Origin of the sequence: Caulobacter endophyticus, from assembly GCF_003116815.1 — a bacterium.
Classification (GTDB): Bacteria; Pseudomonadota; Alphaproteobacteria; order Caulobacterales; family Caulobacteraceae; genus Caulobacter; species Caulobacter endophyticus.
Genome location: NZ_QDKQ01000057.1, coordinates 131,397 through 157,891 on the forward strand (window position 1 = coordinate 131,397; position 26,495 = coordinate 157,891).

General features: G+C 68.2%; 21 protein-coding genes. 10 read left to right on the plus strand and 11 right to left on the minus strand.

What is annotated here, in order from left to right:
• The first annotated feature begins 109 nt into the window (after positions 1–109).
• Both DDF67_RS17080 and DDF67_RS17085 read left to right on the plus strand, forming a co-directional pair.
• Positions 110–934, plus strand: a complete 825-nt coding sequence (locus tag DDF67_RS17080; protein WP_058347344.1) for a UDP-2,3-diacylglucosamine diphosphatase — start codon at positions 110–112, stop codon at positions 932–934.
• A complete protein-coding gene (locus DDF67_RS17085; RefSeq protein ID WP_109102050.1) occupies positions 934–2,025 on the plus strand; it encodes a glycosyltransferase family 4 protein in 1,092 nt (363 codons plus the stop codon). Before DDF67_RS17080 ends, DDF67_RS17085 begins: the two co-directional genes overlap by 1 nt.
• A 244-nt stretch (positions 2,026–2,269) precedes the next feature.
• Here the strand turns inward: DDF67_RS17085 and DDF67_RS17090 are convergent, their stop codons facing one another.
• From DDF67_RS17090 to phnC, 8 genes are all read right to left on the minus strand, one after another.
• Entirely contained in the window at positions 2,270–3,031 is a 762-nt protein-coding gene (locus DDF67_RS17090; RefSeq protein ID WP_109102051.1) for a TIGR02281 family clan AA aspartic protease, read from the minus strand.
• 25 nt (positions 3,032–3,056) lie between these two features.
• Positions 3,057–4,364: a hemolysin family protein gene (locus DDF67_RS17095; protein ID WP_109102052.1), complete on the minus strand. Its 1,308-nt coding sequence runs from the start codon at positions 4,362–4,364 to the stop codon at positions 3,057–3,059.
• A 168-nt stretch (positions 4,365–4,532) separates the two neighbouring features.
• The gene (locus DDF67_RS17100; RefSeq protein WP_109102053.1) at positions 4,533–5,576 is read right to left on the minus strand and encodes a substrate-binding domain-containing protein; all 1,044 of its coding nucleotides are present in this window, start codon (positions 5,574–5,576) and stop codon (positions 4,533–4,535) included.
• A gap of 69 nt (positions 5,577–5,645) precedes the next feature.
• Positions 5,646–6,881 (minus strand): OprO/OprP family phosphate-selective porin, encoded by a 1,236-nt coding sequence (locus DDF67_RS17105; protein ID WP_109102054.1) that lies wholly within the window; start codon positions 6,879–6,881, stop codon positions 5,646–5,648.
• 351 nt (positions 6,882–7,232) lie between these two features.
• Entirely contained in the window at positions 7,233–9,644 is a 2,412-nt protein-coding gene (locus DDF67_RS17110) for a TonB-dependent receptor (protein WP_109102055.1), read from the minus strand.
• 439 nt (positions 9,645–10,083) lie between these two features.
• The gene (gene phnE / locus DDF67_RS17115; RefSeq protein WP_109102056.1) at positions 10,084–10,902 is read right to left on the minus strand and encodes a phosphonate ABC transporter, permease protein PhnE; all 819 of its coding nucleotides are present in this window, start codon (positions 10,900–10,902) and stop codon (positions 10,084–10,086) included.
• Between the two features lie 8 nt (positions 10,903–10,910).
• The gene (gene phnD / locus DDF67_RS17120; RefSeq protein ID WP_109102057.1) at positions 10,911–11,918 is read right to left on the minus strand and encodes a phosphate/phosphite/phosphonate ABC transporter substrate-binding protein; all 1,008 of its coding nucleotides are present in this window, start codon (positions 11,916–11,918) and stop codon (positions 10,911–10,913) included.
• On the minus strand, positions 11,915–12,709 hold the full coding sequence (gene phnC / locus DDF67_RS17125) for a phosphonate ABC transporter ATP-binding protein (protein ID WP_109102058.1): 795 nt from the start codon (positions 12,707–12,709) through the stop codon (positions 11,915–11,917). Before phnC ends, phnD begins: the two co-directional genes overlap by 4 nt.
• A gap of 238 nt (positions 12,710–12,947) precedes the next feature.
• On the opposite strand from phnC, the gene DDF67_RS17130 reads away from it, so the two are divergent.
• From DDF67_RS17130 to DDF67_RS17160, 7 genes are all read left to right on the plus strand, one after another.
• The gene (locus DDF67_RS17130; RefSeq protein ID WP_109102059.1) at positions 12,948–14,219 is read left to right on the plus strand and encodes a type III PLP-dependent enzyme; all 1,272 of its coding nucleotides are present in this window, start codon (positions 12,948–12,950) and stop codon (positions 14,217–14,219) included.
• A gap of 162 nt (positions 14,220–14,381) precedes the next feature.
• Complete coding sequence (locus DDF67_RS17135) at positions 14,382–15,434, plus strand: 1,9-bis(guanidino)-5-aza-nonane synthase (RefSeq protein ID WP_109102060.1); 1,053 nt, start codon at positions 14,382–14,384, stop codon at positions 15,432–15,434.
• A 62-nt stretch (positions 15,435–15,496) separates the two neighbouring features.
• Entirely contained in the window at positions 15,497–16,267 is a 771-nt protein-coding gene (locus DDF67_RS17140) for an acid phosphatase (protein ID WP_109102061.1), read from the plus strand.
• Positions 16,268–16,303: 36 nt separating this feature from the next.
• Positions 16,304–16,789 (plus strand): Fur family transcriptional regulator, encoded by a 486-nt coding sequence (locus DDF67_RS17145; protein WP_109102062.1) that lies wholly within the window; start codon positions 16,304–16,306, stop codon positions 16,787–16,789.
• Between the two features lie 50 nt (positions 16,790–16,839).
• Positions 16,840–17,034 carry a hypothetical protein gene (locus DDF67_RS17150; RefSeq protein ID WP_109102063.1) on the plus strand — a complete coding sequence of 65 codons (195 nt, stop codon included), beginning with the start codon at positions 16,840–16,842 and terminating at the stop codon, positions 17,032–17,034.
• 59 nt (positions 17,035–17,093) lie between these two features.
• Positions 17,094–18,041, plus strand: a complete 948-nt coding sequence (locus tag DDF67_RS17155; protein WP_109102064.1) for a thioesterase family protein — start codon at positions 17,094–17,096, stop codon at positions 18,039–18,041.
• 62 nt (positions 18,042–18,103) lie between these two features.
• A complete protein-coding gene (locus tag DDF67_RS17160) occupies positions 18,104–19,033 on the plus strand; it encodes a bifunctional helix-turn-helix transcriptional regulator/GNAT family N-acetyltransferase (RefSeq protein ID WP_109102065.1) in 930 nt (309 codons plus the stop codon).
• Between the two features lie 546 nt (positions 19,034–19,579).
• Here DDF67_RS17160 and hisG read toward each other — a convergent pair.
• From hisG to hisS, 3 genes are read right to left on the minus strand one after another with little or no spacing between them, the layout of a single operon-like run.
• Positions 19,580–20,542, minus strand: a complete 963-nt coding sequence (hisG, locus tag DDF67_RS17165; RefSeq protein ID WP_109102066.1) for an ATP phosphoribosyltransferase — start codon at positions 20,540–20,542, stop codon at positions 19,580–19,582.
• Positions 20,539–21,714 carry an ATP phosphoribosyltransferase regulatory subunit gene (locus DDF67_RS17170; protein WP_109102067.1) on the minus strand — a complete coding sequence of 392 codons (1,176 nt, stop codon included), beginning with the start codon at positions 21,712–21,714 and terminating at the stop codon, positions 20,539–20,541. Before DDF67_RS17170 ends, hisG begins: the two co-directional genes overlap by 4 nt.
• Positions 21,677–23,161 (minus strand): histidine--tRNA ligase, encoded by a 1,485-nt coding sequence (hisS, locus tag DDF67_RS17175; protein ID WP_109102068.1) that lies wholly within the window; start codon positions 23,159–23,161, stop codon positions 21,677–21,679. Before hisS ends, DDF67_RS17170 begins: the two co-directional genes overlap by 38 nt.
• 297 nt (positions 23,162–23,458) lie before the next feature.
• Between hisS and DDF67_RS17180 the strand changes: the two genes are divergently transcribed.
• Positions 23,459–26,488, plus strand: a complete 3,030-nt coding sequence (locus tag DDF67_RS17180) for a DUF4982 domain-containing protein (protein ID WP_109102069.1) — start codon at positions 23,459–23,461, stop codon at positions 26,486–26,488.
• Positions 26,489–26,495: the final 7 nt, after the last annotated feature.

Sequence of the window (26,495 nt, forward strand, 5' to 3'; positions counted from 1 at the left end):
CCGGACGGTTTCATTAAAGCGACATGCAATCAGCTTATCCGCCAACCTAGTTCTCGCTTGGGGAGCGGCCGCTGCGGGGGCGGGAGCCGCGCAGCGCTGGGGAGCCGTCATGGCCGCCGAAACCGAGATCCGCCGCTATCGCAGCATCTTCATCAGCGACGTCCACTTGGGCACGCGCGGCTGCCAGGCCGAGCTGCTGCTCGACTTCATCCGCCACGTCGAGTGCGACAAGCTCTACCTGGTGGGCGACATCATCGACGGCTGGAAGCTGCGCAGCGGCTGGTACTGGCCCCAGAGCCATAACGACGTGGTGCAGAAGATCCTGCGCCTGGCCCGCAAGGGCGTCGAGGTGATCTATGTGCCCGGCAACCACGACGACCGGGTGCGCGACTTCTGCGGCACCCACTTCGGCGGCGTGGTCGTGGCCCGCGACGTGATCCACGAGGCGGCCGACGGCAAGCGCTACCTCGTGGTCCACGGCGACGAGTTCGACGGCGTCGTGCAGCACGCCAAGTGGCTCGCCTTCCTCGGGGATTGGTCCTATAGAACCATCCTCATGCTGAACACCTTGCTCAACCGCGCGCGGCGGAGGATGGGGTTCGGCTACTGGAGTCTCTCGGCCTATCTGAAGGTCAAGGTGAAGAACGCGTTGCAGTTCATCGAGAACTTCGAAGCCGCTGTCGCCGACGAAGCCCGTCGGCGCGGCGTCGACGGCGTCATCTGCGGCCATATCCACAAGGCCGAGATGCGGGAGATCGACGGTATTCTTTACGTCAACGACGGTGACTGGGTTGAAAGCTGCACCGCTCTGGTGGAGCATATGGACGGCCAGCTCGAAATCCTCGAATGGTCCAAGATGAGGTCCTGGTCGGTTATCGACCGGGCCCGGGCGCTCGCCGTCGAGCCCCCGTTGCCGGAGCCTGCCGCCGCCTGATGCGGATACTTCTCGCCACCGACGCATGGGAACCGCAGGTCAACGGCGTGGTTCGGACCCTCACCAAGGTGATGGCCGAGCTTCGCGCCATGGGCCATGAAGTGGACGTGGTCAGCCCTGACCAGTTCCCGACCTTCCCGCTGCCCACCTATCCCGAGATCAAGCTCGCGATCGGCGCCTACGAGCCGGTGCAGGAGCGCTTCAAGTCGTTCGAGCCCGAGGCGATCCACATCGCCACCGAGGGTCCGATCGGCCTGGCCGCGCGCCGCATCTGCCTGGAATGGAAGCTGCCGTTCACCACGAGCTACCACACGCGCTTCCCCGAGTACGTCTCGGCCCGCCTGCCGTTGCCGCTGGCGGCCGGCTACACCTACATGCGCTGGTTCCACAAGCCGTCGGGCCGCCTGATGGTGGCCACGCCCACCATGCGCGACGAGCTTGTGCGCCACGGCTTCCGCAACATCTCGCCCTGGTCGCGCGGCGTCGACACCGACGTCTTCAAGCCGCGCGCCGAAGGCGAGCCGGATCTGTTCGAGGGCCTGGCCCGTCCAATCTTCCTCAATGTCGGCCGCGTGGCCGTGGAGAAGAACATCGAGGCCTTCGCCAGCCTCGACCTGCCAGGCACCAAGGTCGTCATCGGCGACGGCCCCCAGCGCGAGGAGCTGGCCGAGAAATATCCCGAGGTGAAATTCCTGGGCGCCAAGTTCGGCGACGAGCTGGCCCGCCACTTCGCCTGCGCCGACGTCTTCTGCTTCCCGTCGCTGACCGACACCTTCGGCCTGGTGATCCTGGAGGCCATGGCCGCCGGCGTGCCGGTGGCGGCGTTCTCGGCCCCCGGCCCCATCGACATCATCCCGGGCTCCGGCGCCGGCGTGCTGGCCCCCGGCCAGACGGACGGCCTGCGCGAGGCGTGCCTGGCGTGCCTCGACATCGACCACGCCACGGTGCGCAAGTTCGCCGAGGGCTTCTCGTGGCGCGCCTGCGCCGAGGAGTTCTTCAAGAACCTGCAGCCCTACCCCGAACCGGAAAAGACCCGCTTCTGGCGTCGCCTGCGCCGCCTGGCGCGGATCCGCCGCAAGACGGCGGCCTAGGGCTAGGACCCTCCCCCTGAAGGGGGAGATGTCGGCGAAGCCGACGGAGGGGGACGTAACCAGCCCCAACCCAACATCCGTAAAATCCCCGCGAAAGCGGGGACCCAGTGTTTTATCGTCGAGCGCCGTGGGTTTCGGAAAAAGCCTGGGTCCCCGCTTTCGCGGGGATTGTACGGAAAGAAGACCGGTCAAAAACCTTGGACGCTTAAACGCTTCCCTTTCGGGGGAGAGGGTCTAAAGCCCCCTACTCCCGCCACCGCAGGATCAGCTGGTCGCCGCGCACCTCGTAGGACTCCAGGGTGTTGAGGAAGCTCATGCCCAGCAGCGAGCCGCTCATCGGGGCCTTGTTGATGTCCATGGGAAAGGCGTCGCGACGGATCGGGCCGATGTCCAGGCGGTCGGCAGTCCAGCGGGCGCCGTAGCCCAGGCCGTTGGCCGTCTCGGCGGTCTGGTCGTAGCGCAGGGCGGCCATGTCCACGCCCACGCGTTGGGCGTCGGCGGGGCTGAGGACGGTGTTGCTGGCGCCGGTGTCGACCAGGAAGGGCACGCGCCGGCCATTGACCTCGCCGACGATGACGAAGGCCCCGCCTTCGCTGCGCATCACGCGCAGCTCGTGCGTCCCCGTGGCCACCGGCGCGCCGACGCCGAGCGCGACGCGCAGGCGCTGGGGCGCCTCGGCCAGCTCGGCGCGATAGAGGTAGCCGACGGCCAGGACGGCGACGATCGCCGCCCACACCGCCACATAGCCTGCGCCGTGCAGCATCTGGCGGCGGGTGGCGTACAGCGCGCCGGCCGACAGGGCCGGGATCAGAAGCACCGCCCAGGCCACACGCACCCAGTCGACGTCATGGAGGGTCCAGGGCGAGGCGCGCAGCAGCAGCAGCGCCAGCAGCGCGACGCCGGCCCCGACCAGGATCAGCCACGCCAGCCAGCGCCGCCACGAGACCCCGGACACGGGCCGTGGCGGCTGCGGCGGCTCGGCGCCCCACGGCCCCAGCTGGCTCATGCCCGCGTCTCCCCGCGCCCGATGATCAGTCCTCGTCGCCCTCGCGGCCCTTGCCGGCCTTGAGGATGACCTTGTCGATGCGCGAGCCGTCCATGTCGACGATCTCGACGTCGAAGGCGCCCAGGTGGACGATCTCGCCCTCGGCCGGGATGCGGCCCAGGCGGTCGAGGATCAGGCCGGCAACGGTGTGGTAGCCGCCCTCGGCCTCGAAGTTCTCGCCCAGGGCGTCGTTGAGCTCCTGGATATCGAGGCGGGCGTCGACCAGCCAGCTGCCGTCCTCGCGGCGCAGGATGCGGCGCTCGCCCTCGTCGTGGTCCTCTGGGAAGTCGCCGGCGATCATTTCCAGGAGGTCGATCGGGGTGATCACGCCCTGCACCGAGCCGAACTCGTCGACCACCAGGGCCACGTGCAGCGAGGTCTGCTTGAAGACGGCCATGGCGCGCAGCAGCGACATGGTCTCGGGGATGGCGATCGGCTGCTGGATGTGGGCGCGCAGGTCCAGCGGCTCGCCGCCAAGGCAGGCGTCCAGCAGGTCCTTTTTCAGCACCACGCCGATCTCGCCGTCGAGATCGCCTTCCAGGGCCACGACGATGCGCGAATAGGGGCACTCGCGGACCTCGGCCAGCACGGCCTGCGGCTCGTCCGACAGCGAGATCCAGTAGAGGTCGCGGCGCGGGGTCATGGCCACGCGCACCGGACGGTCGCCCAGGCGCAGCACTTCCTGGATCATCGAGCGCTCTTCCGGCTCGATCAGGCCGGCGTCAGCGCCTTCGGCCAGGACGGTCTCGACCTCTTCCGACGTAATGCCGCTGTTACGCTCGTCGCGCACGCCCATCAGCTTGAGGATGCCGGCCGTCGAGGCGGTCAGCAGGGTGACGAACGGGCGCAGCACGGTGGCCACGAAGGCCAGGAACGGCGCCATGGCGCGGGCCACCGAGTCGGGAAAGATCAGGGCCAGGCGCTTGGGCACCAGCTCGCCCAGGATCACCGACACATAGGTCAGGCCGATGACGACGATGGTGGTGGCGATGATCTCGGAATGGGGGCCGATGACCGGGAAGCCTTCGAGCCAGGCGTCGAGCGCGCCGGCGATGGTGGCCTGGCCGTAGGCGCCGGCCAGGATGCCGATCAGGGTGATGCCGACCTGGACGGCCGACAGGAAGCGCGTGGGGTGCTCGGCGAGGGAGAGGGCGATCTTCGCGCCGCGGTCGCCGCGATCAGCCAACGACTGAAGCCTGGCCCGCCGCGCGGAGACGATCGCGAGTTCGGACATGGCGAAGACCCCGTTCAACAGAACGAGGAACAAAACGACGGCGAGCGCGAGGAGTATCATTGTCCCTAGGGGCAAGTGACGCGGCGCCGGACGGCGGCCACGGCCCAGACTTTCATGACGCGGCGCGGGCGGACCGGGGGCCACTATACAAAAGAAAACGCCGCGGCCCATAGGACCGCGACGCAATCTTCGGTCGCGCGGCCAAAACGGCCGCGAAAAGGGCTCTTTCTACGACGCCGGGCGCGCCATGGCGGTCTTCCTGGCCACCACGTCCTTCTGGGCCTGGTGCTGGCCGGGCGGCAGCGGGATCAGGCCGCGCCCCTGCAGATAGCCGCCGCGACCGGTGGCGGCGTCGGAGGTGAACTCCTTCAGGAAGTCGTCCAGGCCCGGCGTGACGCCGATGTTGGACTTCTTGACGTAGATGAACAGCGAGCGCGACAGCGGATAGGAGCCGTCGGCGATGGTCTGGGCCGAGGGCCGCACACCATTGATCGAGGCCCCCTTGATCTTGTCCATGTTCTCTTCGAGGTAGGACCAGCCGAACACGCCCAGCGCGCCGGGGGTCTTGGTCAGGGTGCCGACCAGGGCGTTGTCGTTCTCGCCGGCGTCGATCCAGCCGTCGCCACGCAGCGGGTCGACCTTGGCCTTGAACAGCTTCTCGTTGTCCGAGCGGATGGCGTCGATCGACGGGAACTTGCGGGCGCCGGCCTCGATGGCCAGCTCGACGAAGGCGTCGCGGGTGCCCGAGGTCGGGGGCGGACCATAGACCAGGATCTTGTTGCCCGGCAGGCCGCCGCCGACGTCGTCCCAGCTGTTGGTGGTGTTCTTAACCCACTGGCCGCCCTTGTAGACATTGGCCGCCAGGCCCAGGAACAGCTGCTCGGTCTTGAAGTTGTAGTCGGCGCCGTCCTTGTCGGTGGCCACCACGATGCCGTCGAAGCCGATCTTGATCTGGAGGATGTCCTTGACGCCCTTGGCGGCGCACTGGTCGAACTCGCTCCTCTTCATCGGGCGCGAGGCGTTGGCGATATCGGGAAAGCCCTCGCCCGCACCGCCGCAGAACAGCTTGATGCCGCCGCCGGTGCCCAGGCTCTCGACCTTGGGAGCCTTCTTGCCGGACTTCTTGGCGAAGTTCTCGGCGGTGCGGGTGGCGAACGGGAAGACGGTCGAGGAGCCGGCGGCCCAGACGTAGTCGCGGGCGGCGTGGGCGGGAACGGCGGCCAGGCCCGACAGGGCGAGCGCTGCGGCCGCGCAGGACAGAAGCTTCTTCATCGTGGATTTCCTGACAGGGAAAAGGATGGAGCCGGGCGGAGCATCCCGTCCGCCCGGCGGGGATGGGCCCTAGAAGTCCAGCTGGGCGCGCAGCTGGAACTGCTTGATGCTGAAGTCCTGGTTGGCCCCGAAGTTGTCGACGTCGCCGTCGGTGTAGTTGGCCTGGAAGCGGACGTAAGACGTCGGGTAGTAGTTCACGCCCAGCGTCACGCCCTTGTATTCGCCGGCCTGCGAAGTCGCCGGCCTGGTCTTCAAGGTCTCGTAGGCCTCGGTGGTGTCGGCGATATCGTAGCGCAGGGCCAGCTCGACGCCGCCCCAGCCGCCGGCGGTGACCGGGTTGAGGATCTTGGGCCGCTTGAACTCGCCGACAACCGGGTCGTAGTTGCGCATCTCGCCGGTCGGCCAGAAGGTCACGTAGGCGTAGCCGACCTTGATCTTCGGATCGCCGCCGACCGTCGCGCCGCCGGCGCGGGTGACGTCGATCGAGGCGTACTCGCCCTGCACCGAGAACGGTCCATGCACATAGGCGCCCTCGAAGGCCAGGGTGTTGTCGCGATTGCCGATGCCGCCCGAGGTGTAGAAGGTGGCGTTGCTGTAGGCGGTGTTGGTGCGGCCGCTATAGACGAAGGCGCCCTCGTCGCCCCGGTTGCGGTAGCGGTAGGACGCCGCCAGGTGCAGCTTGTCGAGGTCGCCGTTGACCGGCGCCCAGTGGCCGCGGGTCGTGATCGTGATCCGCTCCTTGGAATCGGCGTTGGCGTTGGCCAGGTCGACGGTGTTGATCGGCGCGCCCTGGACGGCCCCGGTCAGGCTGTAGTTCAGCCCCTGGTACTTGGCCACGACGCCCAGCAGGTAGGAGTCGACGCCGAAATCGCCGTAGGGACCGCGGTCCATGAAGGTGATGAAACGGGTCGAGGTGAGGTTCTCCAGGCCGGCGGCCTTGATGTTGCCGAACAGGATCGAGACTGGCTCGTTCGGCTTGTACTCGATGACCACGTCGTCCCAGGTCCAGGCGCCGCCGTTCACGGCGCCGCCCTCGGCCTTGTAGGCGAAGTGGTTGTTCAGCTTGCCCTCGATGCCGAGGAAGACCTGGCGGCCGCGCACGTTGCGGGTGTCGAAGTCGCCGCCCGGACCGTCGCGCTTGACGTCCTGGAAGACGGCGTCCAGCAGGATCCGTCCACGGACCTTGAAGGCTACGTCGTCATTGGAGAATTGCGGCGAGCCGCTCCATTTCACGCCCAGGTCCTGGGCCTGGGCGGCGACGCCAAGGCCCAGGGCGAGGAACGCTCCCAGGGCCGGACGGCGCACAACGAGGTACTGATACTCATACGAGACCCCCCTCTTGCAGCTGCCTCTCCTTGTTGCCGGTCCATGAGGGGCCGGCGGAGGCGATTTCGGGCTTTAAAGAGGGGTCGTGACGGTTCTGGAACCGTTTAGCGACAGGTCGGTGACAATCGATATTTCGTTCGACGAACTGCGATATTTTTGATGCCAGAAGCGCCAGCGGATCGCCCGACACATCCGCTCACTGACGAAACGCGCGCCCAGGACACCCTCCGGCAGCGGCCAAAGAAAAAGGGCGGCCCATCGCTGGGCCGCCCTTCGTCTTGCCGGAATCGCCGCCGGTCCGGGATCGCCCCGGACCGGAGGAAGCCGATCCTAGTACTTCACGCGCAGTTCCAGACCGTAGGTCCGGGGCGGGTTGAAGTTGGCGTAGTCGCCGATCGTGCCGCGGTTGGCGGCCGAGATGCGGTAGATGTGCTCTTCGTTCAGCAGGTTACGCGACCACAGCGACAGGCTCGCCGAGGCGGCGCCGTCGGCCATGCTGATGTCGGCCAGGGTCAGGTTGCCGTTGACGATGAAGCTGCTGTCGGTCTTGGCCGCCACGTACTCGGTGCGCGAACCGGTCGCCGAGGTGTCGGCGAATTCGGTCTGGAACGAGTACTGGGCGTCGGCGTAGTTGGCGTCCAGGTGAGCGCGGAAGGTCATGGAACCGACCGGCTTCTTGTAGTCGATATAGGCCGAGGCGGCGTTCGGCGGCGTGTAGACCACGTTGACCGGGAACGGCGTGCCCTGCGGAACCACCGAGTTGCCGGTGAACGGGAACGGCGCGTCCGGCACCTTCACGTCGGTATAGGCGTAGGAGAAGCCGACCACGATATCGTCGGTGACCTTGGCCGTGATGTCGGCCTCGAAGCCGCGGATCTTCGAGGTGCCCGGCGCATTGCGGGTTTCCTCGGTGTGAGCGCCCTGGGTGGGGCTCCCCGGGGTGGTGTCGACGCTGTCGAAGTCGATCTGGGTGCCGGTGCGGTCCATGGCGTAGGCGGCCAGGTTCACGCGCAGGCGGTTCTCCAGCAGGTCCATCTTGGCGCCGACTTCGTAGGACTTGACCTTTTCCGGGTCGAAGGCCTGGAAGTTCTGCGAGCGGGCGTTGGCGCCGCCGGCGCGGTAGCCGGTCGAGAACTTGGCGTAGAGGTTGATGTTCTCGGCGGCGTCGTAGGCCACGTTGATCATCGGGTCGAAGCGGCCCTTGTCGTAGTCGAACTTGAAGTTCGTGGCCTTGCCGTTGACGACGTAGAGCGTGCCCTCACGGCTGTCCTTGGTGTAGCGGCCGCCCAGCGTCAGGTGCAGGGCGTCCATAGACGGCGGGGTGTAGGTGCCCTGGCCGTAGACGGCGTAGCTCTCGGCGTCGGCTTCCGAGGCGCGGGTGATGAAGCGCGTGCCGCGCTGCCAGCCGGCGGTGCCGGCGGCCGCCTTCGAGGTGCCGTAGGCCGAACGGATCGTGTAGGCGGTGCCGTCGGCGTTCCACTGGTTGGTGAACGGCGTGGCGGCCGATTCCTTCACGTGTTCCTTGAAGTAGTAGAGACCGCCGACATAGGTGAAGTTGTCGCCGAAGTCGCCGACCAGCTGAAATTCCTGGCTGAACTGGCGCTGATACAGGTCCGACAGGCTGTAGCGGCCGAAGTTGGCGTTCGGCGCGAAGACGTTGCGCGACTCGATGCCCGAGTTGTCCCACTGGTTGGTGGCGACGGCGCGGGCGGCGGTGATCGAGCGCAGTTCCAGGTTCGGCGCGAAGCGGTACTTCAGGTTGGCCATCAGGCCGCCGGTCTCGTCGACGCTGGGCTGCTGGACCGTGCCGATGTCGGAAACCGACTGGCGGTCGGTATGGACCTTAACCAGCGGCGAGAGCGGGTTGATCGTGCCGGCCGGGGCGCTGGCGGCGGTCAGCAGCTCGGCCTGGGTGCGCACGCGCTTGCCGTAGGGGTTGTAGCTGACCAGCTGGCTGAAGAACGGGGTGTTCTCGTCCTTGGCGTAGTCGAAGGCGACCAGGGCGCTGAACTTGTCGTTCGGACGGTAGAGCGCGCTGATGCGGCCGCCCTTGCGGTCGTACTGGTTCCAGCCGGCCTGGCCTTCCAGCGGGTTCTTGGTGGTCGGATCCTGGTGTTGCAGCAGGGCGTCGACCTTGACCGACAGGTTGGCGAATTCCTGGAAGTCCTGGTGCAGTTCACCGGTGTAGGCGCCGTAGTTGCCGACGCCGGCGGTGATGCGGCCGCCGAACTCGCCCGTCGGGGCCTTGGTGACGATGCTGAGGGCGCCGCCCTCGGTGTTGCGGCCGAACAGGGTGCCTTGCGGGCCGCGCAGGACCTCGATGCGCTCCAGGTCGAGCAGGGCGGCGTTCAGGCCCTGCTGGCGGCCCAGGTACACGCCGTCGATATAGACGCCGACGCCCTGATCGCGCGCGGTCTGGTTGGCGTCGAACGGCACGATGCCGCGGATGCCGATGGTCAGGGCCGACTGGCGGGCCTCGAAGGTGGCGACGCGCAGCGACGGGATGGCGCCGTCCTGCAGGCTGATCAGGCTTTCGGCATGGCGGTCGGCCATGGCGGTCGCGCTCAGGACCGAGATCGCGATCGGCGTGTTCTGCAGATTGGTTTCACGCTTGGTGGCGGTGACGACGACGTTGTCCAGGGCGGTGGCGTCATCGGCGGGCGCCGCGTCGGCGGCGTAAGCGACTTGGGCGGTGGCGAGCAGGAGGGCGGCGACGGCCGCGCCTTCGAAGTACTTGCGCATGAAAATTTACCCCTATTTGGTGGGGCGGGGGATATGACGCCAGCGATGACGCTTCCGCGACATCAATATGTATGTTTCACGACGTGATAAAAATGCGCCACACGCCAGAAGCAATACGACGGTTTTGTGTATAGGCTGCAAAATCCTACGTTGCAGAGTCGCTATTAAATGAAGCCTGAAACTATTGGGCCGCCGAACAGCGTTCCGCGTACCGAGAATTTTGCATTTTCAATTTAGAACCGCATCGACGCGACGCCAGAGGACGAACAGCACTCTAGACTCGCTCGGATTTTATATTTCGGCTCCGGCGAATTGCGGACCTTACGCAAAATCTAGAGACATCGCGGCCATGCGGGCCCGCCTGAACCCGCGCACGCCGACCTCGAAAAGCGCACGCCGAAGGGCGGCGCGGCCGTCCGGGCGTGAAAACCCTGCGCGCCTACAACAGTCGCGAGCGGATGACCTGCGACAGAAGATCGATCAACGACACGGCGACGACTATGACCAGGACGATGCAGCCGGTCTGGTCCCACTGGAAGGCGTTGATGGAGTCGAGCAGGATCTGGCCCACGCCGCCGGCTCCGATGATGCCCAGCACGGTGGCCGAGCGGGCGCTGCTTTCGAAGCGGTAGAGGGCGTAGCTGGTCCACAGAGGGGCCACCTGCGGGATCACCCCCCAGACGATCTCCTGCAGCTTGACGGCGCCGGTGGCGCGAACGCCCTCGATCGGCCCCTTGTCGATCGACTCCACGGCCTCGGCGAACAGCTTGCCCAGCACGCCGCCGGTATTGAACATGATCGCCATGACGCCGGCGAACGGCCCAAGGCCCACGGCGGTTACGAAGATCAGCGCCACCACCATGTCTGGGATCGAGCGGATCAGGTCGAGCAGGCGGCGCACCGGCTGCTGGATCCACCACGGGGTGATATTGCGCGCGCCCAGCAGGCCCAGCGGCACGGCCGCGACGATGGCCAGCGCCGTGCCCCACAGCGCCATCTGGATGGTCTGCCACATCTTGCCGATGAACAGGTCCCAATCCATCGACATGAACAGCTGAGGATCGACGAAGGCCGAGAAGAAGCTCTTGGCGAACGCCTGCATCTTGCCGCTGTCGGTGAACAGCTGCGGGAACTTGTCGATCTCGGCCGGCTTGAAACTGGTCACCAGCAGGACGGCGACGCCGCCCCACAGGAGCAGGTCGAAGCCGATGGCCGAAGCCGGACGCTTCGGCGGGGCCGGGATCTGGGCGTCGCTCATCGCTGCGGTCAGTTGGCCGGCAGGCCGGCCTTGGCCTCGGCGGCCAGGCGTTCGGCGCGAACGCCGTCGAGGGTCTTCTGGGCGGCGGCGATCCTGGCCGCGTCGCCGGTCTCCTTGGCCAGGCCGAAGCCCTCCAGGGCCTCCATCTCGCGGACGGTCAGCAGGTGGCTGTCGTCGGCCGGCTTGAAGCCGCCGATCGACAGGCGCTCGAGATTGGCGCGCTGCCTCGCAGCCTCGGGGCTGTCGCCCTGGGCGTAGGTCAGGAAGAACTGGCGCAGCTTTTCCTTCACCACCGGGTCGAGGTCCTTGCGCCAGATGATCGGGTCCTCGGGCAGCGTCGGCGACTCCCAGATCACCTTGACCTTGTCGGCCTGACCGTCCTTGCGCGCGGCGTTGAGGCGCAGGCTGGTGGAATTGTTGGTGGCCGCGTCCAGCTTGCCGTTGGCCACGGCGAACAGGTTGGCCTGGTGGTTGCCGGTCAGCACGGTCTTGAAGCAGGCCTCGGGCTTCTTGCCGGCCGGGATGAAGACGTAGGTCATCGGGGCCAGGGTGCCCGAGGTCGACTTCTTGTCACCGATGCCGAAGTTCAGCGACTTGTCGCACTTGAGCAAGCCTTCGAGGGTCAGCTTGCTGTCCTTGGGCACGATGATCACCGACTTGTAGCCGTCCACGCCCGACGGGTCGAAGGTGCGGGCGAAGACCTCGCCGTTCGAACGGCGCACGGCCTCCAGGCCCGACTGGTTGGAGAACCAGCCCAGGTCGGTCTGCCTGGCGCCCATGGCCACGATCAGCGAGGAGTAGTTGGACGAGAAGAACGGCTTCACCTCGAGGCCGGTCTGCTTTTCCATGTCGGCGAGGATGGGCTCCCAGTAGCTCTCCATGTTCTGGGCGGACTCGGTCGACAGGATCGAGAAGGTGACCGTGTCCTTGCCCGCGGGGGCCTCGGACGGGCCCGAGCAGGCGGCGAGCGCCAGGCCGGAAAGCATCAGGCCGGCGATCAGGCTGCGGCGGATCATTGCGGGGCTCCTTCCCAGAACACGTCCTCGAATTCCGGGCCGTAGATTTCGATGAGCTTTTCGCGGTCCAGCGCGTCGGCCGGACCGTCATAGACCTTGTTCCCGGCCTTCAGGGCCACGACCCGGTCGCAGTAGCGCAGGGCGTAGTCCACCTGGTGCAGGGTGACGATGACGGTCAGGCCGTCGCTGGCGTTCAGGTCACGGAGGATTTCCATGACCTTGCGGGCCGACACCGGGTCGAGCGAGGCGACCGGTTCGTCGGCGAGGATGATCTTGGCCTTCTGGACGAGCGCGCGTGCGATGGCGCCGCGCTGCTGCTGGCCGCCCGACAGGGTGTTGGCGCGCTGGCCGGCGTAGTCGGAGACCCCCACGCGGTGCAGGGCCGCCATGGCCGCCTCGCGGGTCTCCCTGGGCCAGACGCCCAAGAGGCCGCGGACCAGCGGGATGCGCCCCAGCGAACCCAGCGCGACATTGCTGAACAGCGACAGCCGGCCGACGAGGTTGAACTGTTGGGCGATGAAGCCGATGCGGATGCGCGCCTTGCGCACCTGGTCGGAAACGCGGCCCCTGGCCTGCACCGGACCGCCAAAGGCGCTGATCGTTCCATCACCTTCATCGATGGTCTGCAGACCGTCGATCGAGCGCAGAAGGGTCGACTTGCCCGAGCCCGAAGGACCGATGAGCGCGATCATCTCGCCCCGCGCCACGTCGAGCGATACGGCGTTCAGGGCCTTCCGCGACCCGAAGGTCTTGGATACGGCGCGGATCGAGAGAACAGGGTCCGACGTCATGGTCGGGTCGAATCCTTAACGTGGTTTCCGGCGCGGGCAAATCCGTTCCCTGCTTTGCTGGTCGCACGCAACGGATTTGTGACAAGCGGTGGATCAATTCGCCTCGCCCGCCGCGATCAAAAGGGACTTTACATCCTTCGCCTATGCCCCTATCTCGCACGGCTCCGGCGGACCCGAAGTCCTCTAAAGCGCTGCTAACGCCGGCCTGGGTTTAACTTCCAACAGGGGGTTACGTGCATTGTCCACGTACCACACGCCCCTGGACCTGGTCCGTGAGCGGTCACCGGAACGTCCTGTCGCACTCGTGCGACCGGACGCGGTGTCGGTAGCGGCGCGCTGGTTCCAGTCTGAATTCAAAGGCGACGTTTTCTACGCGGTGAAGGCCAATCCTTCCCCGTGGGTGATCCGCGAGCTGGTCGACGCCGGCGTGCGGTCGTTCGACGTCGCGTCCGTGGCCGAGATCGAGCTCGTGGCCGAGCACGCTCCTGGTTCGCGCATGGCCTTCATGCACCCGGTCAAGAGCCGGCGCGCCATCTCGGCCGCCTATTTCGACCATGGCGTGCGCACCTTCTCGTTCGACACGCACGAGGAGCTGGCCAAGATCATCGACAGCACCGGCCAGGCCAAGGACCTGAACCTGATCGTCCGCATGGGCGTGCAGGCCGAAGGCGCGGCCTATTCGCTGTCGGGCAAGTTCGGCGTCGATCTGCACAACGCCCCGTCCCTGCTGCTGGCGGCCCGCCGCTCGACTCAGGACCTGATGGGCGTTTCGTTCCACGTCGGCAGCCAGTGCATGCGGCCTACGGCCTATCAGGCCGCCATGGCCCAGGCCAGCCGCGCCTTGGTGCGCGCCGGCGTGCTGGCCGACGTCGTCGACGTGGGCGGCGGCTTCCCGTCGATCTATCCGGGCATGGTGCCGCCGGATCTGTCGGAATACCTGGCGGCCATCGACCGCGGCTTCGCCGAGATGATGGTCCACGAGACCACGCAGCTGTGGTGCGAGCCTGGCCGCGCCCTGTGCGCCGAAGCCTCGTCGCTTCTGGTCAAGGTCGAGCTGAAGAAGGGCGACGCGCTGTATCTGAACGACGGGTCGTACGGCTCGCTGTTCGACGCGGCGCACATGAAGTGGCCCTTCCCCGTGAAGCTGTACCGCAAGAACGGCCCAAGTGGCGGCGAAGTGGTGGAAGAAGGCCTCAAGCCCTTCCGCTTCTACGGCCCGACCTGCGACAGCGTCGACCACATGCCCGGCCCGTTCTGGCTGCCGGAAAGCGTCGACGAGGGCGACTACATCGAGATCGGCATGCTGGGCGCCTATGGCGTGGCCATGTCGACCCGCTTCAACGGCTTTGGCGAGACCGACACCGTCGAGGTGCAGGACGCGCCGATGGCCTCGATGTATGGCCTGGCCAAGCGCTCGATCCCGGTCGTCCGCACCGAGGCCGAGGAGCGCAAGGTCGTACGCTTCTCGCGCCCGAAGGGCGCGGCCGGCAAGCGCAAGCGCCGTCGCTAAACAGACGTGTTTCGTCAGTAGACAGTTTCTGAGTTAAACCGCGCGCCGCGCTCGACGTTAGACGTCGGGTGCGGTTCGCATTTTCCGCCCCTGTCGGTCGCTCCGTCCCGACAGGCGGCCCAGTTCCAACGACGGGCGTCCAAAGTCAGGGAAACCGAAGCGATGAACGCTCCCGTTCCGAACAACCAGAAGGCCGAGCTGCTCCAGAACGTCGTGGAGCACGTCGACATCAAGTCGTACGACGCGCGCCCGATCATCGACTCCATGCGCAAGATGTCGTTCAGCTCGCGCGACACCGCCCGCGCGGCCGACATCTTCAACATGGCCCTGGCCGACAAGGGCTGCTCGACCTGGCTGATCCTGGCCGGTTCGACCTCGGCCGGCGGCTGCATGCACGTCTACCGCGACATGGTGAAGAACGGCATGATCGACGCCGTGGTCGCCACCGGCGCCTCGATCGTCGACATGGACTTCTTCGAAGCCCTCGGCTTCAAGCACTATCAGGCCGCCGGCCCAGTCGACGACAACGTGCTGCGCGACAACTACATCGACCGCATCTACGACACCTATATCGACGAAGAAGAACTGCAGGCCTGCGACCACACGATCCTCGAGATCTGCAACCGCCTGGAGCCGCGCGGCTATTCCTCGCGCGAGTTCATCTGGGAGATGGGCAAGTGGCTGTCGGAAGGCAACGCCAAGAAGGAAGGCAGCCTGATCCAGACCGCTTACGAAGAAGGCGTGCCGATCTTCTGCCCGGCCTTCGTCGACAGCTCGGCGGGCTTTGGCCTGGTCAAGCACCAGAAGGCGAAGATCGCCGAGAAGGCGCCCTACCTGATGATCGACGCCGTGGCCGACTTCCGTGAACTGACCGACGTCAAGATCGCGGCCGGCACCACGGGCCTGTTCATGGTCGGCGGCGGCGTTCCCAAGAACTTCGCCCAAGACACCGTCGTCTGCGCCGAAATCCTCGGCGTGGAAGCCGACATGCACAAGTACGCCATCCAGATCACCGTGGCCGACGTGCGCGACGGCGCCTGCTCGTCGTCGACGCTCAAGGAAGCCGCCTCGTGGGGCAAGGTCTCGACCACCTACGAACAGATGGTGTTCGCCGAAGCCACCACCGTGGTGCCGCTGATCGCCAGCGACGCCTACCACCGCAAGGCCTGGGAAGGCCGCGAGAAGCCGCGCTGGAACAAGCTGTTCGGCAAGTAGGCTTGATCGGCGAAGGCCAAGATTGCAGGGTCCCGGAAAGTCATTTCCGGGACCTTTTTCTTATGCGCCTTCCCACCGTCGCCGCCGCCGCGCTCGCCCTGGCGAGCTGCGCCGCCCTGCCCGGCGACGGCGACGACCGCTACCTGCATCCGCGCGCCTTCGACGCTCGCGACCACCTGCCCCCGCCGCCCAGGGAGGGCACGGCGGCCGAGCGACGCGACCGCGAGATCTTCCACGCCACCCGGCCGCTTAAAGACACCCCGCGCTGGTCGCTGGCCCAGGCCGACGCCGACAAGAGCCGGATCCTCGACGGCTATGCCTGCGCCCTGGGCGCCAGCATCACGCCGCAGAGCAATCCCAGGCTGGCGGCGATGATGGAGCGCATGCGCGGCGACGTGCGCGCCGCCGTGGCCGGCCCCAAGTGGCGCCACCTGCGCCCGCGCCCCTACCTGTTCGAGGACGGCCCGATCTGCCTGCCCAAGACCGTCGGCCTGGCCGTCTCGCCCGACTATCCGTCCGGCCACTCGACCTGGGGCTGGAGCGTGGGCCTGCTGCTGGCCGAGGCCGCGCCCGATCGCGCGCCGGCGCTGCTGGCCAGGGCGCAGGGGTTCGGCGAGAGCCGGGTGGTCTGCGGGGTTCACAACATGAGTTCCGTCGAGGCCGGGCGGCGCAACGCCCGCAACCTGCACAAGGCCCTGCGCGGCTCGCGGACCTTCAAGGCCGACCTGGCGGCGGTGCGGGCCGAGATGACCGCCGTGCGCCAGACCGCCCCCGCGCCGGACAAGGCCCGCTGCGAGGCCGAGACCGCCCTTGTGGCCCGGCCGCTGCTGTAGCTTGCGCCGGGCGGTCCGGACCTCTACCTCTGCCCCATGGCCCACACAGCGTGCGATCACGACCACCACCACCACGGCGTCGCCGGGGATGCGCTCGCCGCTGAACTGACGGCGGCCGAGGCTCGCTGCGCGGCGGCCGAACAGCGCCTGACCGCTCCACGCCGCCGGGTGCTGGAACTGCTGCTGGAAGCGGGTCAGCCGGTGAAGGCCTATGACCTGATCTCGACCTTCGCGGTCGACGGTCCGCCGGCCAAGCCGCCGACCGTCTATCGCGCGCTGGAGTTCCTGGAAAAGCAGGGCTTCGCCCACCGCATCGAGAGCCTCAACGCCTATGTCGCCTGCCGGCGTGAAGCCGACGGCCATGCCGCGGCGTTCCTGATCTGCGACTGCTGCGGCGCGACCCGCGAATTCGAGCCGGAAGCCACCGCCGACATCATCGCCGCGGGCCAGGCGGCAGGCTACGCCCTGACCGGCGTGACCATCGAGGCGCACGGCAAGTGCGCCGACTGCAAGGGCGAGTAGCGGAACCCTCCTGGCGGCCCTCGGTTCTCCTTGGCGAAAGGAGGCTCGCCATGACGCAACAGCCCAACTCCAAAGGCCGGCAGGCCAACGAGGCCGAGCCGCTCGGCGACTTCACCGCCCTTGGCGGCAAGGACAAGGTCACGAAGACGGGCGAGGAGTCGCGCAAGCGCGCCGGCCCGGACGGCCCCGACGCCACCGAGGTCGGCGACACCTTCAAAGGCGGTCCGGGTTCAGGCGACCGCTAGCCAAGCTCGCCTGAACCTCGCTAGTCTCGAACGACCGTTCCAGCCGCTTGAGAGACGCCATGACGACCGCGCAGCCGCTTCCCGGCGTCGAGATCTGGCGCGGCGGCGTCAACACCTGGGACTGCGACGAGATGGGGCACATGAACGTGCGCTTCTACGTCGTGCGGGCGATGGAGGGGCTGGCGGGGCTGGCGGCCGAGATGGGCTTGCCCCACGCCTTCGCCCCGCACGCCAACGCCACCCTGGTCGTGCGCGAGCACCACATCCGCTTCCTGAAGGAGGCCCACGCCGGCGCGCCGCTGCACATGCTGGGCGGGGTGATCGAGATCGGCGAGACCGAGGCCAGGCTCCTGCAGCTGCTGGTCCATTCGGCCACCGGCGAACTGGCCGCCACCTTCCAGACCACCGTCGCCCACGTGACGCCCCGCGAAGGCGAGGCCTTCCCATGGCCGTCGATCGTCCGTGAACGGGCCAAGGCCTTGGCGGTCGAGGTTCCCGAGCGCGCCCAGGCCCGCAGCGTCGACCTGGCGCCCGCCGTTCCGCAGGCCAGCCTGCCCCGCGCCGACGACCTGGGCCTGACCCGGATCAGCCTGGGGGCGCTGTCGACCGGCGAGTGCGACGCCTTCGGACGGATGCGGGCCGAGCAGTTCATCGGCCGGGTCTCCGACGGCATCGGGGCCTTCATCGCCCCCCTGCGCGACATCGTCGCCGAGGCGGCCGATCCCGCGCCCGACCGAGTGGGCGGGGCCGTGCTGGAATATCGGATCGTCTATCTGGCCTGGCCGCGCCTGGGCGATCGGCTGGAGGTGCGTTCGGGCCTGATCGGCAGCGAGGGCCGCGTCATGCGCTGCGCCCACTGGCTGCTGAACCCCGACACCGGCCAGCCGTGGGGAACCTCGACCGTCAGCGCCATCACCTTCGATCTCGACGCCCGCAAGGCCGTGGCCATCAGCCCGGCGGCGGCCGCGAAGCTGGCGCAGCGGTCGGTGGAGGGCCTGGGGCTATAGCTCCATGATTATTGACTCAGTCAACATGCTGGAATATTGACTTCATCAATATTGGAGTCGCCATGACCACCCAGCACGACCAGGACGTCGCCGATCTGCGGGCCTTCAACCGCACCTACACCCGCCGGCTGGGCCTGCTGGACGCCAGCTACGACGGCAGCCCCTTCACGCTGAGCGAAGCGCGCGTGCTGTACGAGCTGGCCACACGCACCGATCCGGTAGCCGCGGGGATCGTCCGGGCCCTGGGCCTGGACCCGGCCCAGGTCAGCCGCACGATCAAGCGCTTCACCGAGCGCGGCCTTGTCACGTCGCGCGAGAGCCCCGCCCACGGCCGTCACCTGCTGCTTTCGCTGACGGACGAGGGCCGGGCCGCCTTCTCGACCCTGGAAACCAACACCAAGGCCAGCATCGGCCAGTTGATCGACGGCCTGCACCCGCTGCGTCGCGCCCGGCTGCTGGCGGCGGCGCGGGCCATCAATGCGGTGTTCGAGGGCGACGCGCCCCCCGCGGCCCGCCTGCGCGGGCTGGAGCCTGGGGACCTGGGCATGGTCACCGCGCGCCAGGGCTTTCTCTACGCCGGCGAGTACGGCTGGGGCCGCGACCACGAGGCTCTGATCGCCGAGATCGTCGCCCGGTTTCACCAGGACTTCGATCCGGCCAAGGACGACGCCTGGATCGCGGAGGCTGACGGCCGGATGGTCGGCTCGATCTTCCTTGTGCGGGGCGAGGCGCCCGGGACCGCCAAGCTGCGCCTGCTTTATGTGGAGCCCGACGCGCGCGGCATGGGCGTGGGCCAGATGCTGATAGAGGCCTGCGTGGCGCGGGCCCGGGCGCTGGGCTATCGACGGCTGGACCTGTGGACCGTCACGACCCTGACCGCAGCCCGGAAACTCTATCAGCGGGCCGGCTTCCAGGTGGTGGAAGAGACGCCCTGCCGACGGTTCGGCCAGGACCTGGTCGACCAGATCTGGTCGCTGGATCTGACGGCGTAGCCCCCTCCCCGCCGCGTCATCCCGGCCGGAGCGCGTAGCGCGGAGAGCCGGGCCCCAACGGCCGCCGCCTCGCGTTCGCAACCGCTTGGGGAGCGAACCTTGGCATCGCGCCCGGCCCCCTGGATTCCGGGCCTGCGGTCCGCTGCGCGGCCCTTCGCCCGGGATGACGGCGCAAGACGCGCAAAGACGACAACGGCAGCGCTCAAACGCCCGTTCGCCGTTTTTGACTCTTTTGTCGAAAAATGAAACCAGGGCCCAGATACACCAAGACCCGCTGCGGGGGATAAACGCAGCGGGTCTGGCTATTTCTCGATCATTCGATCTAGGCGGGCGTTTCCTCCCCGAAACGCCGAAGAGAGGGGGTTCTCTGTGGACCCGTTTCTCTCTTGCCCAGTCAGAAGACGGCAAAACCGAGATCGTGTCAACGGCAACGATCTAGATTCCATAAGGGGTTCGACGTTTTTTTGACATCAGACCCGTAGTTTGGACGCTTCAGTCAAACTAAGCACCGTTCGGTTGATCTATTTTTGACGACACCGTCAAATATCAGCCCTTCAGGCGACCTTTCAGGGCTTCAAGCACGGACGAACGGGACTCGAACACATAGTCGGGACGCGAGACCGTCACCGGCTCGACTCCCGCTTGCGCCAGGGCGGCGGCGGCGGCGAACAGGTCGCCGGTGGCCAGGAGGGCGCCGTTGGCGCGGCGCGAGCCGCCGGCGTCGACGAACGGAGCGACCGCGGCCTGTCCGGCGGCGTCCTGCTCGGCGGGCCAGACCAGGGTAGCCAGGGTGCGGGCGCGCCCCTTGGCCTCGACCACCGACAGCAGGCGCGCCAGACTGTCGAGCTGACCCGGCGTCCACGGGGTGACCAGCGAAGCCGTCAGCTGGGCCTGGCTCTTCAGGATGACACCATCGGACAGCACCTTCAGGCCGTTGGCGGCCAGGGTGGCGCCGGTGGTGGTGATATCCACGACCAGTTCGGCCGCGCCGGCGGCGGGCGCGCCCTCGGTGGCGCCGCTGCTCTCGACGATGCGATAGTCGGCGACGCCGTGACGGGCGAAGAAGGCCCGTGTCTGGGTGACGTACTTGGTGGCAACCCGCAGGCGACGGCCGGTCTTGGCCAGATGCAGGTGCCCGACCTCGTCGATATCGGCCATGGTGTCGACGTCGAGCCAGCTCTTGGGCGCGGTCACCACCAGGTCGGCGCGGCCAAAGCCCAGGGCGCGCAGCAGCATCACCCGGCTGTCCATGTCGTCGCCGCGCTCGCGCAGCAGGTCCTCGCCGGTGACCCCCAGGTGCAGGTCGCCGCTGTCGAGGCCGGCGGCGATGTCGCCCGCTGACAAGAGGCGCACCGAGACGCCGGGCAAGCCCGACAGTTCGGCCGAATAGCCGCGCGCGCCGCCGGTCATCTCGACGCGGAAGCCGCATTCGCCGAGCCAGGCCTCGACCTGTTCCTTCAGGCGGCCCTTGGAGGGGATGGCGAAGATCATCGGGGTGTCGGTGGTCATTCGCCGCCTCCGGCATAGGCGCGGGCCGGGCGCACCATGCAGCCCACGGCCCCGGTTTTCGTCTCGCTACCCAGGCGGGCGGGCAGACCGTCGTAGCGGCCGCCGGCGGCCACCGGGCGTTCCTCGCCGAGGGCGGCGCTGCGCACCTCGAACAGGTAGCCGTCGTAATAGCCGAAGGCTCGCCCGAAGGCCGCGTTCAGCACCAGGCGCTCGGCCGGGACGCCGCCAGCGACCATGCCGGCCAGGCGCTTGCGCCAGCCTTCGATGGCGGCGTCGAGGGGCGCGCGATTGGGACCGGCCAGGGCGGCGATGGCGTCGAGCGCGGCCTCGGGCGCATCGCTGACGGCCAGGAAGGCGCGGACCTTGTCGGCCTGATTGGCCGAAAGACGGCCGGCCTTCACCACCTCGGCCTTTTCGACCAGGCGATGGGCGATCTCGGCGGGACGACGGCCGCCGACCGGCTCGATGCCGGCCAGCGACCACAGTTCCTGCAGCACGGCGGCGGCCTCGGCTTCCGGCAGGCCGGCCAGCAGGGCGGCGATGCGGCTGCGTTCGGTCGCGGCGGCCGGCGCGGCGTCGCCCTCCAGCTCGGCCTTCAGCTGGCGCGGGCGCGAGAAGGTGCGCTTCAGCCGCGCGCCCAGCGGCGGGGTCAGGTCCAGGCTGTCGACGAAGGCGGCGAACAAACCAACGTCGCCCAGCAGCAGGGTCAGGTCGTCGCGACCGCCGGCCGCGGCGCCGGCCCAGGCCAGGGCGGCGATCTCGGCGTCGGCGGCCACCGGATCGGCGGCCTCGAAGGCCTCGACGCCGATCTGCAGGAACTCCTCGGCCCGGTCGCTGCCGCGCGGCGCCACCCGGAAGGCCTTGCCCTCATAGAGATAGCGGCCCGACGCCGCGCCCGACGACAGGTGCTGGCGGGCGACGGCGACGGTAAAGTCCGGACGCAGGCAGGCCTCCTCGCCGCCGTCGCCGGAGACGACGAACAGCCGCGAGCGCATGGCCTCGCCGGCGAGATCCAGCAGCAGGCCGAGCGGCTGCAGCACCGGGGCGTCGACCGGCGCGGCGCCGGCCGACAGGAACGGAGCGCGGATGGCGTCGAGCGCCTCCGCGGGGATGGAACGCTCTAGCCTCAACGGATCAGCCCCCGATGATCTTCTTGACGGCGGCGACGAGATCGCCGCGCGGAATGGTCTGCTGGCCGGGCCGCTCGGCCTTCCAGGCGGCGTTGTCGGCGACGCCCGAGGCCAGCTCGCGGCCCAGGTCCAGGTCCTTGATCGTCACCGTGCCGGCGGCGATCTCGTCGCCGCCCAGCATGATGGCGGCCGGCGACAGGCGACGGTCGGCATACTTCATCTGCGGGCGCATGCCCGAGGTTCCCAGATAGACCTCGGCCGGGATCCCCGCCGCGCGCAGCTGGCCGGCGACGGCGAAGTATTCGCCCATGTGCGCCTGGTCGAAATTGATGATCACGACGGGACCGCGCGCGGCGCTCGCCGGCTCGCGACCCGCCGCCCGCAGGGCCGCCGCCAGGCGCGAGACGCCGAACGAGAAGCCCGTGGCCGGCACCGGCTGGCCGGTGAAGCGGGCCACCAGGTCGTCGTAGCGACCACCGCCGCCGATCGAGCCGAAAGTGACCTTGTTACCCTTCTCGTCGGTGGTGCTGAGCAGCAGCTCGGCCTCGAACACCGCGCCGGTGTAGTATTCCAGGCCGCGCACGATCGACGGGTCGATGATCGCCTGGTCGTCGGCGACGCCCAGGCTGGTCAGGGCCGCGTCGATCCTGGCCAGCTCTTCCAGGCCCTCGTCGCCCTCGGCCGAGCCGGCGACGACCTTGGCGATGTTGTTCAGCGTCGCGCTGCGACCACCGACGCCCGCCTGGACGAAGTCGAGCACGGAGTCGATCGCCTTGCCGGCCAGGCCCGCGCCCTTGGTGAAGTCGCCGCTGTCGTCGAGACGCCCCTCGCCAAGCAGCAGGCGCACGCCGTCGACGCCCAGGCGGTCCAGCTTGTCGACCGCGCGCAGCACGGACAGCTTCTGGCCTTCGCTGGTGGCGCCGGCCTGGGTGAGCAGGCCGTTGAGGAGCTTGCGGTTGTTGATCTTCAGCACCGCCGCGCCGCGCGGCAGGCCGGCGGCCTGCAGGCCCTCGACGGCCATGGCGATGATCTCGGCGTCGGCCTCCGGACGGGCCGAACCCACGGTGTCGGCGTCGCACTGGATGAACTGGCGGAAGCGGCCGGGACCGGGCTTTTCGTTGCGCCACACCGGACCGAAGGCGTAGCGGCGGAACGGCTTGGGCAGGGTTTCCCAGTTCTGGGCGGCGAACCGCGCCAGCGGCGCGGTCAGGTCGTAGCGCAGGGCCATCCACTGGTCGTCGTCGTCCTGCAGAGCGAAGACCCCTTCGTTGGGACGGTCGCTGTCGGGCAGGAACTTGCCCAGGGCGTCGGCATATTCGAAGGCCCCGGTGTCGAGCGCTTCGAAGCCGTAGCGCTCGTAGACGGCCGAGACGGCCTCGAGGATCGACTTTTCGGCGCGCAGGTCGCGGGCGCGCTTGTCGGCGAAGCCCCGCGGGGCGCGGGCCTCGGGGCGGAAGTCTTCGGTCTTGGGTGCGGTTTCGTCGGTCATCGTCGGTCCTTGGTCTTTCAGGCTCGACGGATGGCGCTTTTCGCAAGCCCCATCCGCTAGGCGGGGCTCTGGCTGGGTCGCTCGGCTTTAGAGCGTGCGGACCCGGCCGATCCCGCGAGGCGAGGTCGGATGGTGGTGGCGGCCGTGGTGGTGCGGCGTGCGGGTCATCGCGGCGGCGTATAGCGCAGGCGGGACGGCGACGCCACCCACAACCCGCATCGACTTGACAGCAGGCAGCGGTCAAGCCACATCTCCGCTCAACAACAAATTGGCCTGACCAATATGAGGGAGAGGTCCATGCGACGTTCGTTGACGCTTCTGGGCGCCGCCAGCCTGCTGGCCCTGGTCGCCGCGCCGGCCCAGGCGGTCGAGGCGCCGTTCAACGACGGCTGGCGGATGACCACCGGCGACCTGAAGGGCGCCGAAGCCGTCGCGTTCGACGACGCCGCCTGGAAGCCGGTCACCCTGCCCCGCGCCTTCAACGAGGACGAGGCGTTCTCGCGCGACATCCACGACCACTCGACCGGCATCACCTGGTACCGCAAGCGCTTCGTGCTGCCGGCCGGTCAGGGCCCGGCCGTAGGCGGCCGCGCGATCCTCGACTTCGAGGGCGTGCGCCAGGCCGGCGAGGTCTATGTCAACGGCGTGCGGGCCGGCGGCCACGAGAACGGCGCCACCGCCTTCGGGGTGGACGCGACCAAGCTTCTGAAGCCCGCCCCGTTCGTCAACGTCATCGCCGTGCGGGTCGACAACGACTGGAAGTACAAGGAGCGCGCCACCGGCAGCGGCTTCCAGTGGAACAACAATAACTTCAATGTGAACTATGGCGGCATCCACCGCTTGGTGCGGCTGCATCTGACTGGCGACCTGCACCAGACCCTGCCGCTCTACACCAGCCTGGGCACCACCGGCGTCTATGTCTGGGCCGACCAGTTCGACATCAAGGGCCGCAAGGCCACGATCCACGCCGAAAGCCAGGTGAGGAACGACGGCGCCAAGCCCCGCACCTTCGCCTATAGGGTGACGCTGAAGGACGTCGACGGCAAGCCGGCCGGCCAGTTCACCGCGCCGGCCGTGACCATCGCGCCGGGCGAGACGAAGACGGTTTCGGCCAGCCAGCGGCTGTCGGACCTGCGGTTCTGGAGCTGGGGTTACGGCTATCTCTACGCGGTGACCACCGAACTGGTCGAGGACGGCAAGGTCGTCGATAGCGCCCTCACCCGCACCGGCTTCCGCAAGACCGAGTTCCGGAACGGGACCGTCTTCCTCAACGACCGCGCCATCCAGGTGCACGGCTACGCCCAGCGCACCAGCAACGAGTGGCCGGCCCTGGGGACCAACATCCCGCCGTGGATCAGCGACTTCTCCAACGGCCTGATGGTGGAAAGCGGCGGCAACCTGGTGCGCTGGATGCACATCGCCCCGGCCCGCCAGGACGTGGAGAGTTCGGACCGCGTCGGCCTGATGCAGGCCATGCCGGCCGGCGACGCCGAGAGCGACGTCTCCGGCCGTCGCTGGGACCAGCGGGTCGAGGCCATGGCCGACGCCATCATCGCCTTCCGCAACAACCCGTCGATCATCTTCTACGAGGGCGGCAACGAGAACATCAGCGAGGCCCATATGGCTGAGCTGAAGGCGGTGCGCGACCGGTTCGACCCGCACGGCGGCCGCGCCATCGGCTCGCGCGAGATGCTCGACAGCAAGGTCGCCGAGTACGGCGGCGAGATGCTCTACATCAACAAGAGCGCCGGCAAGCCGATGTGGGCCATGGAATATTCCCGCGACGAGTCCGCGCGGAAGTTCCAGGACGAGTTCACCGCCCCGTTCCACAAGGACAGCCCCAGCTACAACCGCAACCAGGACAGCATGGTCGTCGAGACCGTGCAGCGCTGGAATGACTACTGGGTCGAGCGCCCCGGCGGCGGCGAGCGTGTCAGCGCCGGCGGCGTCAACATCATCTTCTCCGACAGCAACACCCACTTCCGCGGCGACAACAACTATCGCCGCAGCGGCGAGGTGGACGCCATGCGCATTCCCAAGGAAGGCTTCTTCGCCCACCAGGTGATGTGGGACGGCTGGGTCGACGTGGAAAAGCCGCGCTCGCACATCGTCGGCCACTGGAACTACGCGGCCGGAACGGTGAAGGACGTGCTGGTCGTCTCCAGCACCGACAGCGTCGAACTGGTCCTGAACGGCAAGTCGCTGGGCAAGGGCGTGAAGTCGGACGGCTTTCTCTTCACCTTCAAGACCGTGCCTTACGCCCCCGGAACCCTGACGGCGATCGCCCGCGACGCCAAGGGCAAGGAAGTCGCCCGCGACGAGCGGTTCACCACCGGCCCCGCCGTCGCCCTGAAGCTCACTCCGCGCACCGGCCCTGGCGGCTGGAAGGCCGACGCGGCCGACATCGCCCTGGTGGACGTCGAGGCGGTGGATGCGCAGGGCCGGCGCGTGCCGACGGCGCTGGACATGGTCAGCTTCGACGTGGCCGGTCCGGCCGAATGGCGCGGCGGCATCGCCCAGGGCGACTCCAAGGGCGCGGCCAAGCCGACCGACACCCCGGTCTCGGCCTCAGGCGAGCCGGTGACAAAGGGCCCGGCCGGCGTCGATGCAGTCACCCAATACGCCGGCTCCAACCGCAAGGACGACAACTACATCCTGGCCAAGGCCCTGCCCGTGGAAGGCGGGATCAACCGCGTGGCCCTGCGCTCGACCCTGGCGGCCGGCAAGGTCACGGTGGTCGCCAAGGCCGAGGGCCTTAAGCCCGCGACCCTGACCCTGGACGCCGTCGCGCCGCCCGCCGAGGCTGAGCTGCTTCCGGTCAGCCTGGCGCGCGGCCCCACGCCCTCGACCCCGGCCTTCAAGGTCCGCCGCGACACCATCAAGGCCGTGGAGATCACCGCCGGCTCGAACGCAGGTGCGGTCCAGGCCACCGTCGATGACGATGAGGCCACCCACTGGGCCAGCGACGGCCAGCTGGCGAACGCCTGGATCGAGTACCGCCTGCCGAGATCCCAGCAGGTCGACGAGATCTCGCTGAAGCTGATCGGCTGGCGCATCCGCTCCTATCCGCTGCGGATCACCATGGACGGCAAGGTGGTCTACCAGGGCGAGGCGCCCAAGAGCCTGGGATACGTGACCCTGCCGCTGAAGGCCGCCAAGGGCTCGCGCCTGCGCATCGCCCTGACCGGCGCCACGGCCGACCGCGACGCCTTCGGCAAGATCGTCGAGGTCACCGGCGCCAAGGGCGGCTTCGACACCGGCGCCGAGAAGGTCAAGACCGGCGGCGCGCTGAGCATCGTCGAGGCGGAGTTCTACCGGAAACGGTAGGGCCCGC

Bases quoted from the DNA above. Each gene is read 5' to 3' on its own strand.
- DDF67_RS17110 (WP_109102055.1), bottom strand. From the start codon at position 9,644: ATGCGCAAGTACTTCGAAGGCGCGGCCGTCGCCGCCCTCCTGCTCGCC.
- DDF67_RS17145 (WP_109102062.1), top strand. From the start codon at position 16,304: ATGGCCCACACAGCGTGCGATCACGACCACCACCACCACGGCGTCGCC.
- phnE (WP_109102056.1), bottom strand. From the start codon at position 10,902: ATGAGCGACGCCCAGATCCCGGCCCCGCCGAAGCGTCCGGCTTCGGCC.
- DDF67_RS17140 (WP_109102061.1), top strand. From the start codon at position 15,497: ATGCGCCTTCCCACCGTCGCCGCCGCCGCGCTCGCCCTGGCGAGCTGC.
- phnD (WP_109102057.1), bottom strand. From the start codon at position 11,918: ATGATCCGCCGCAGCCTGATCGCCGGCCTGATGCTTTCCGGCCTGGCG.
- DDF67_RS17180 (WP_109102069.1), top strand. From the start codon at position 23,459: ATGCGACGTTCGTTGACGCTTCTGGGCGCCGCCAGCCTGCTGGCCCTG.
- DDF67_RS17090 (WP_109102051.1), bottom strand. From the start codon at position 3,031: ATGAGCCAGCTGGGGCCGTGGGGCGCCGAGCCGCCGCAGCCGCCACGG.
- DDF67_RS17095 (WP_109102052.1), bottom strand. From the start codon at position 4,364: ATGATACTCCTCGCGCTCGCCGTCGTTTTGTTCCTCGTTCTGTTGAAC.
- hisG (WP_109102066.1), bottom strand. From the start codon at position 20,542: ATGACCACCGACACCCCGATGATCTTCGCCATCCCCTCCAAGGGCCGC.
- DDF67_RS17155 (WP_109102064.1), top strand. From the start codon at position 17,094: ATGACGACCGCGCAGCCGCTTCCCGGCGTCGAGATCTGGCGCGGCGGC.
- DDF67_RS17100 (WP_109102053.1), bottom strand. From the start codon at position 5,576: ATGAAGAAGCTTCTGTCCTGCGCGGCCGCAGCGCTCGCCCTGTCGGGC.
- DDF67_RS17160 (WP_109102065.1), top strand. From the start codon at position 18,104: ATGACCACCCAGCACGACCAGGACGTCGCCGATCTGCGGGCCTTCAAC.
- hisS (WP_109102068.1), bottom strand. From the start codon at position 23,161: ATGACCGACGAAACCGCACCCAAGACCGAAGACTTCCGCCCCGAGGCC.
- DDF67_RS17135 (WP_109102060.1), top strand. From the start codon at position 14,382: ATGAACGCTCCCGTTCCGAACAACCAGAAGGCCGAGCTGCTCCAGAAC.
- DDF67_RS17085 (WP_109102050.1), top strand. From the start codon at position 934: ATGCGGATACTTCTCGCCACCGACGCATGGGAACCGCAGGTCAACGGC.
- DDF67_RS17080 (WP_058347344.1), top strand. From the start codon at position 110: ATGGCCGCCGAAACCGAGATCCGCCGCTATCGCAGCATCTTCATCAGC.
- phnC (WP_109102058.1), bottom strand. From the start codon at position 12,709: ATGACGTCGGACCCTGTTCTCTCGATCCGCGCCGTATCCAAGACCTTC.
- DDF67_RS17150 (WP_109102063.1), top strand. From the start codon at position 16,840: ATGACGCAACAGCCCAACTCCAAAGGCCGGCAGGCCAACGAGGCCGAG.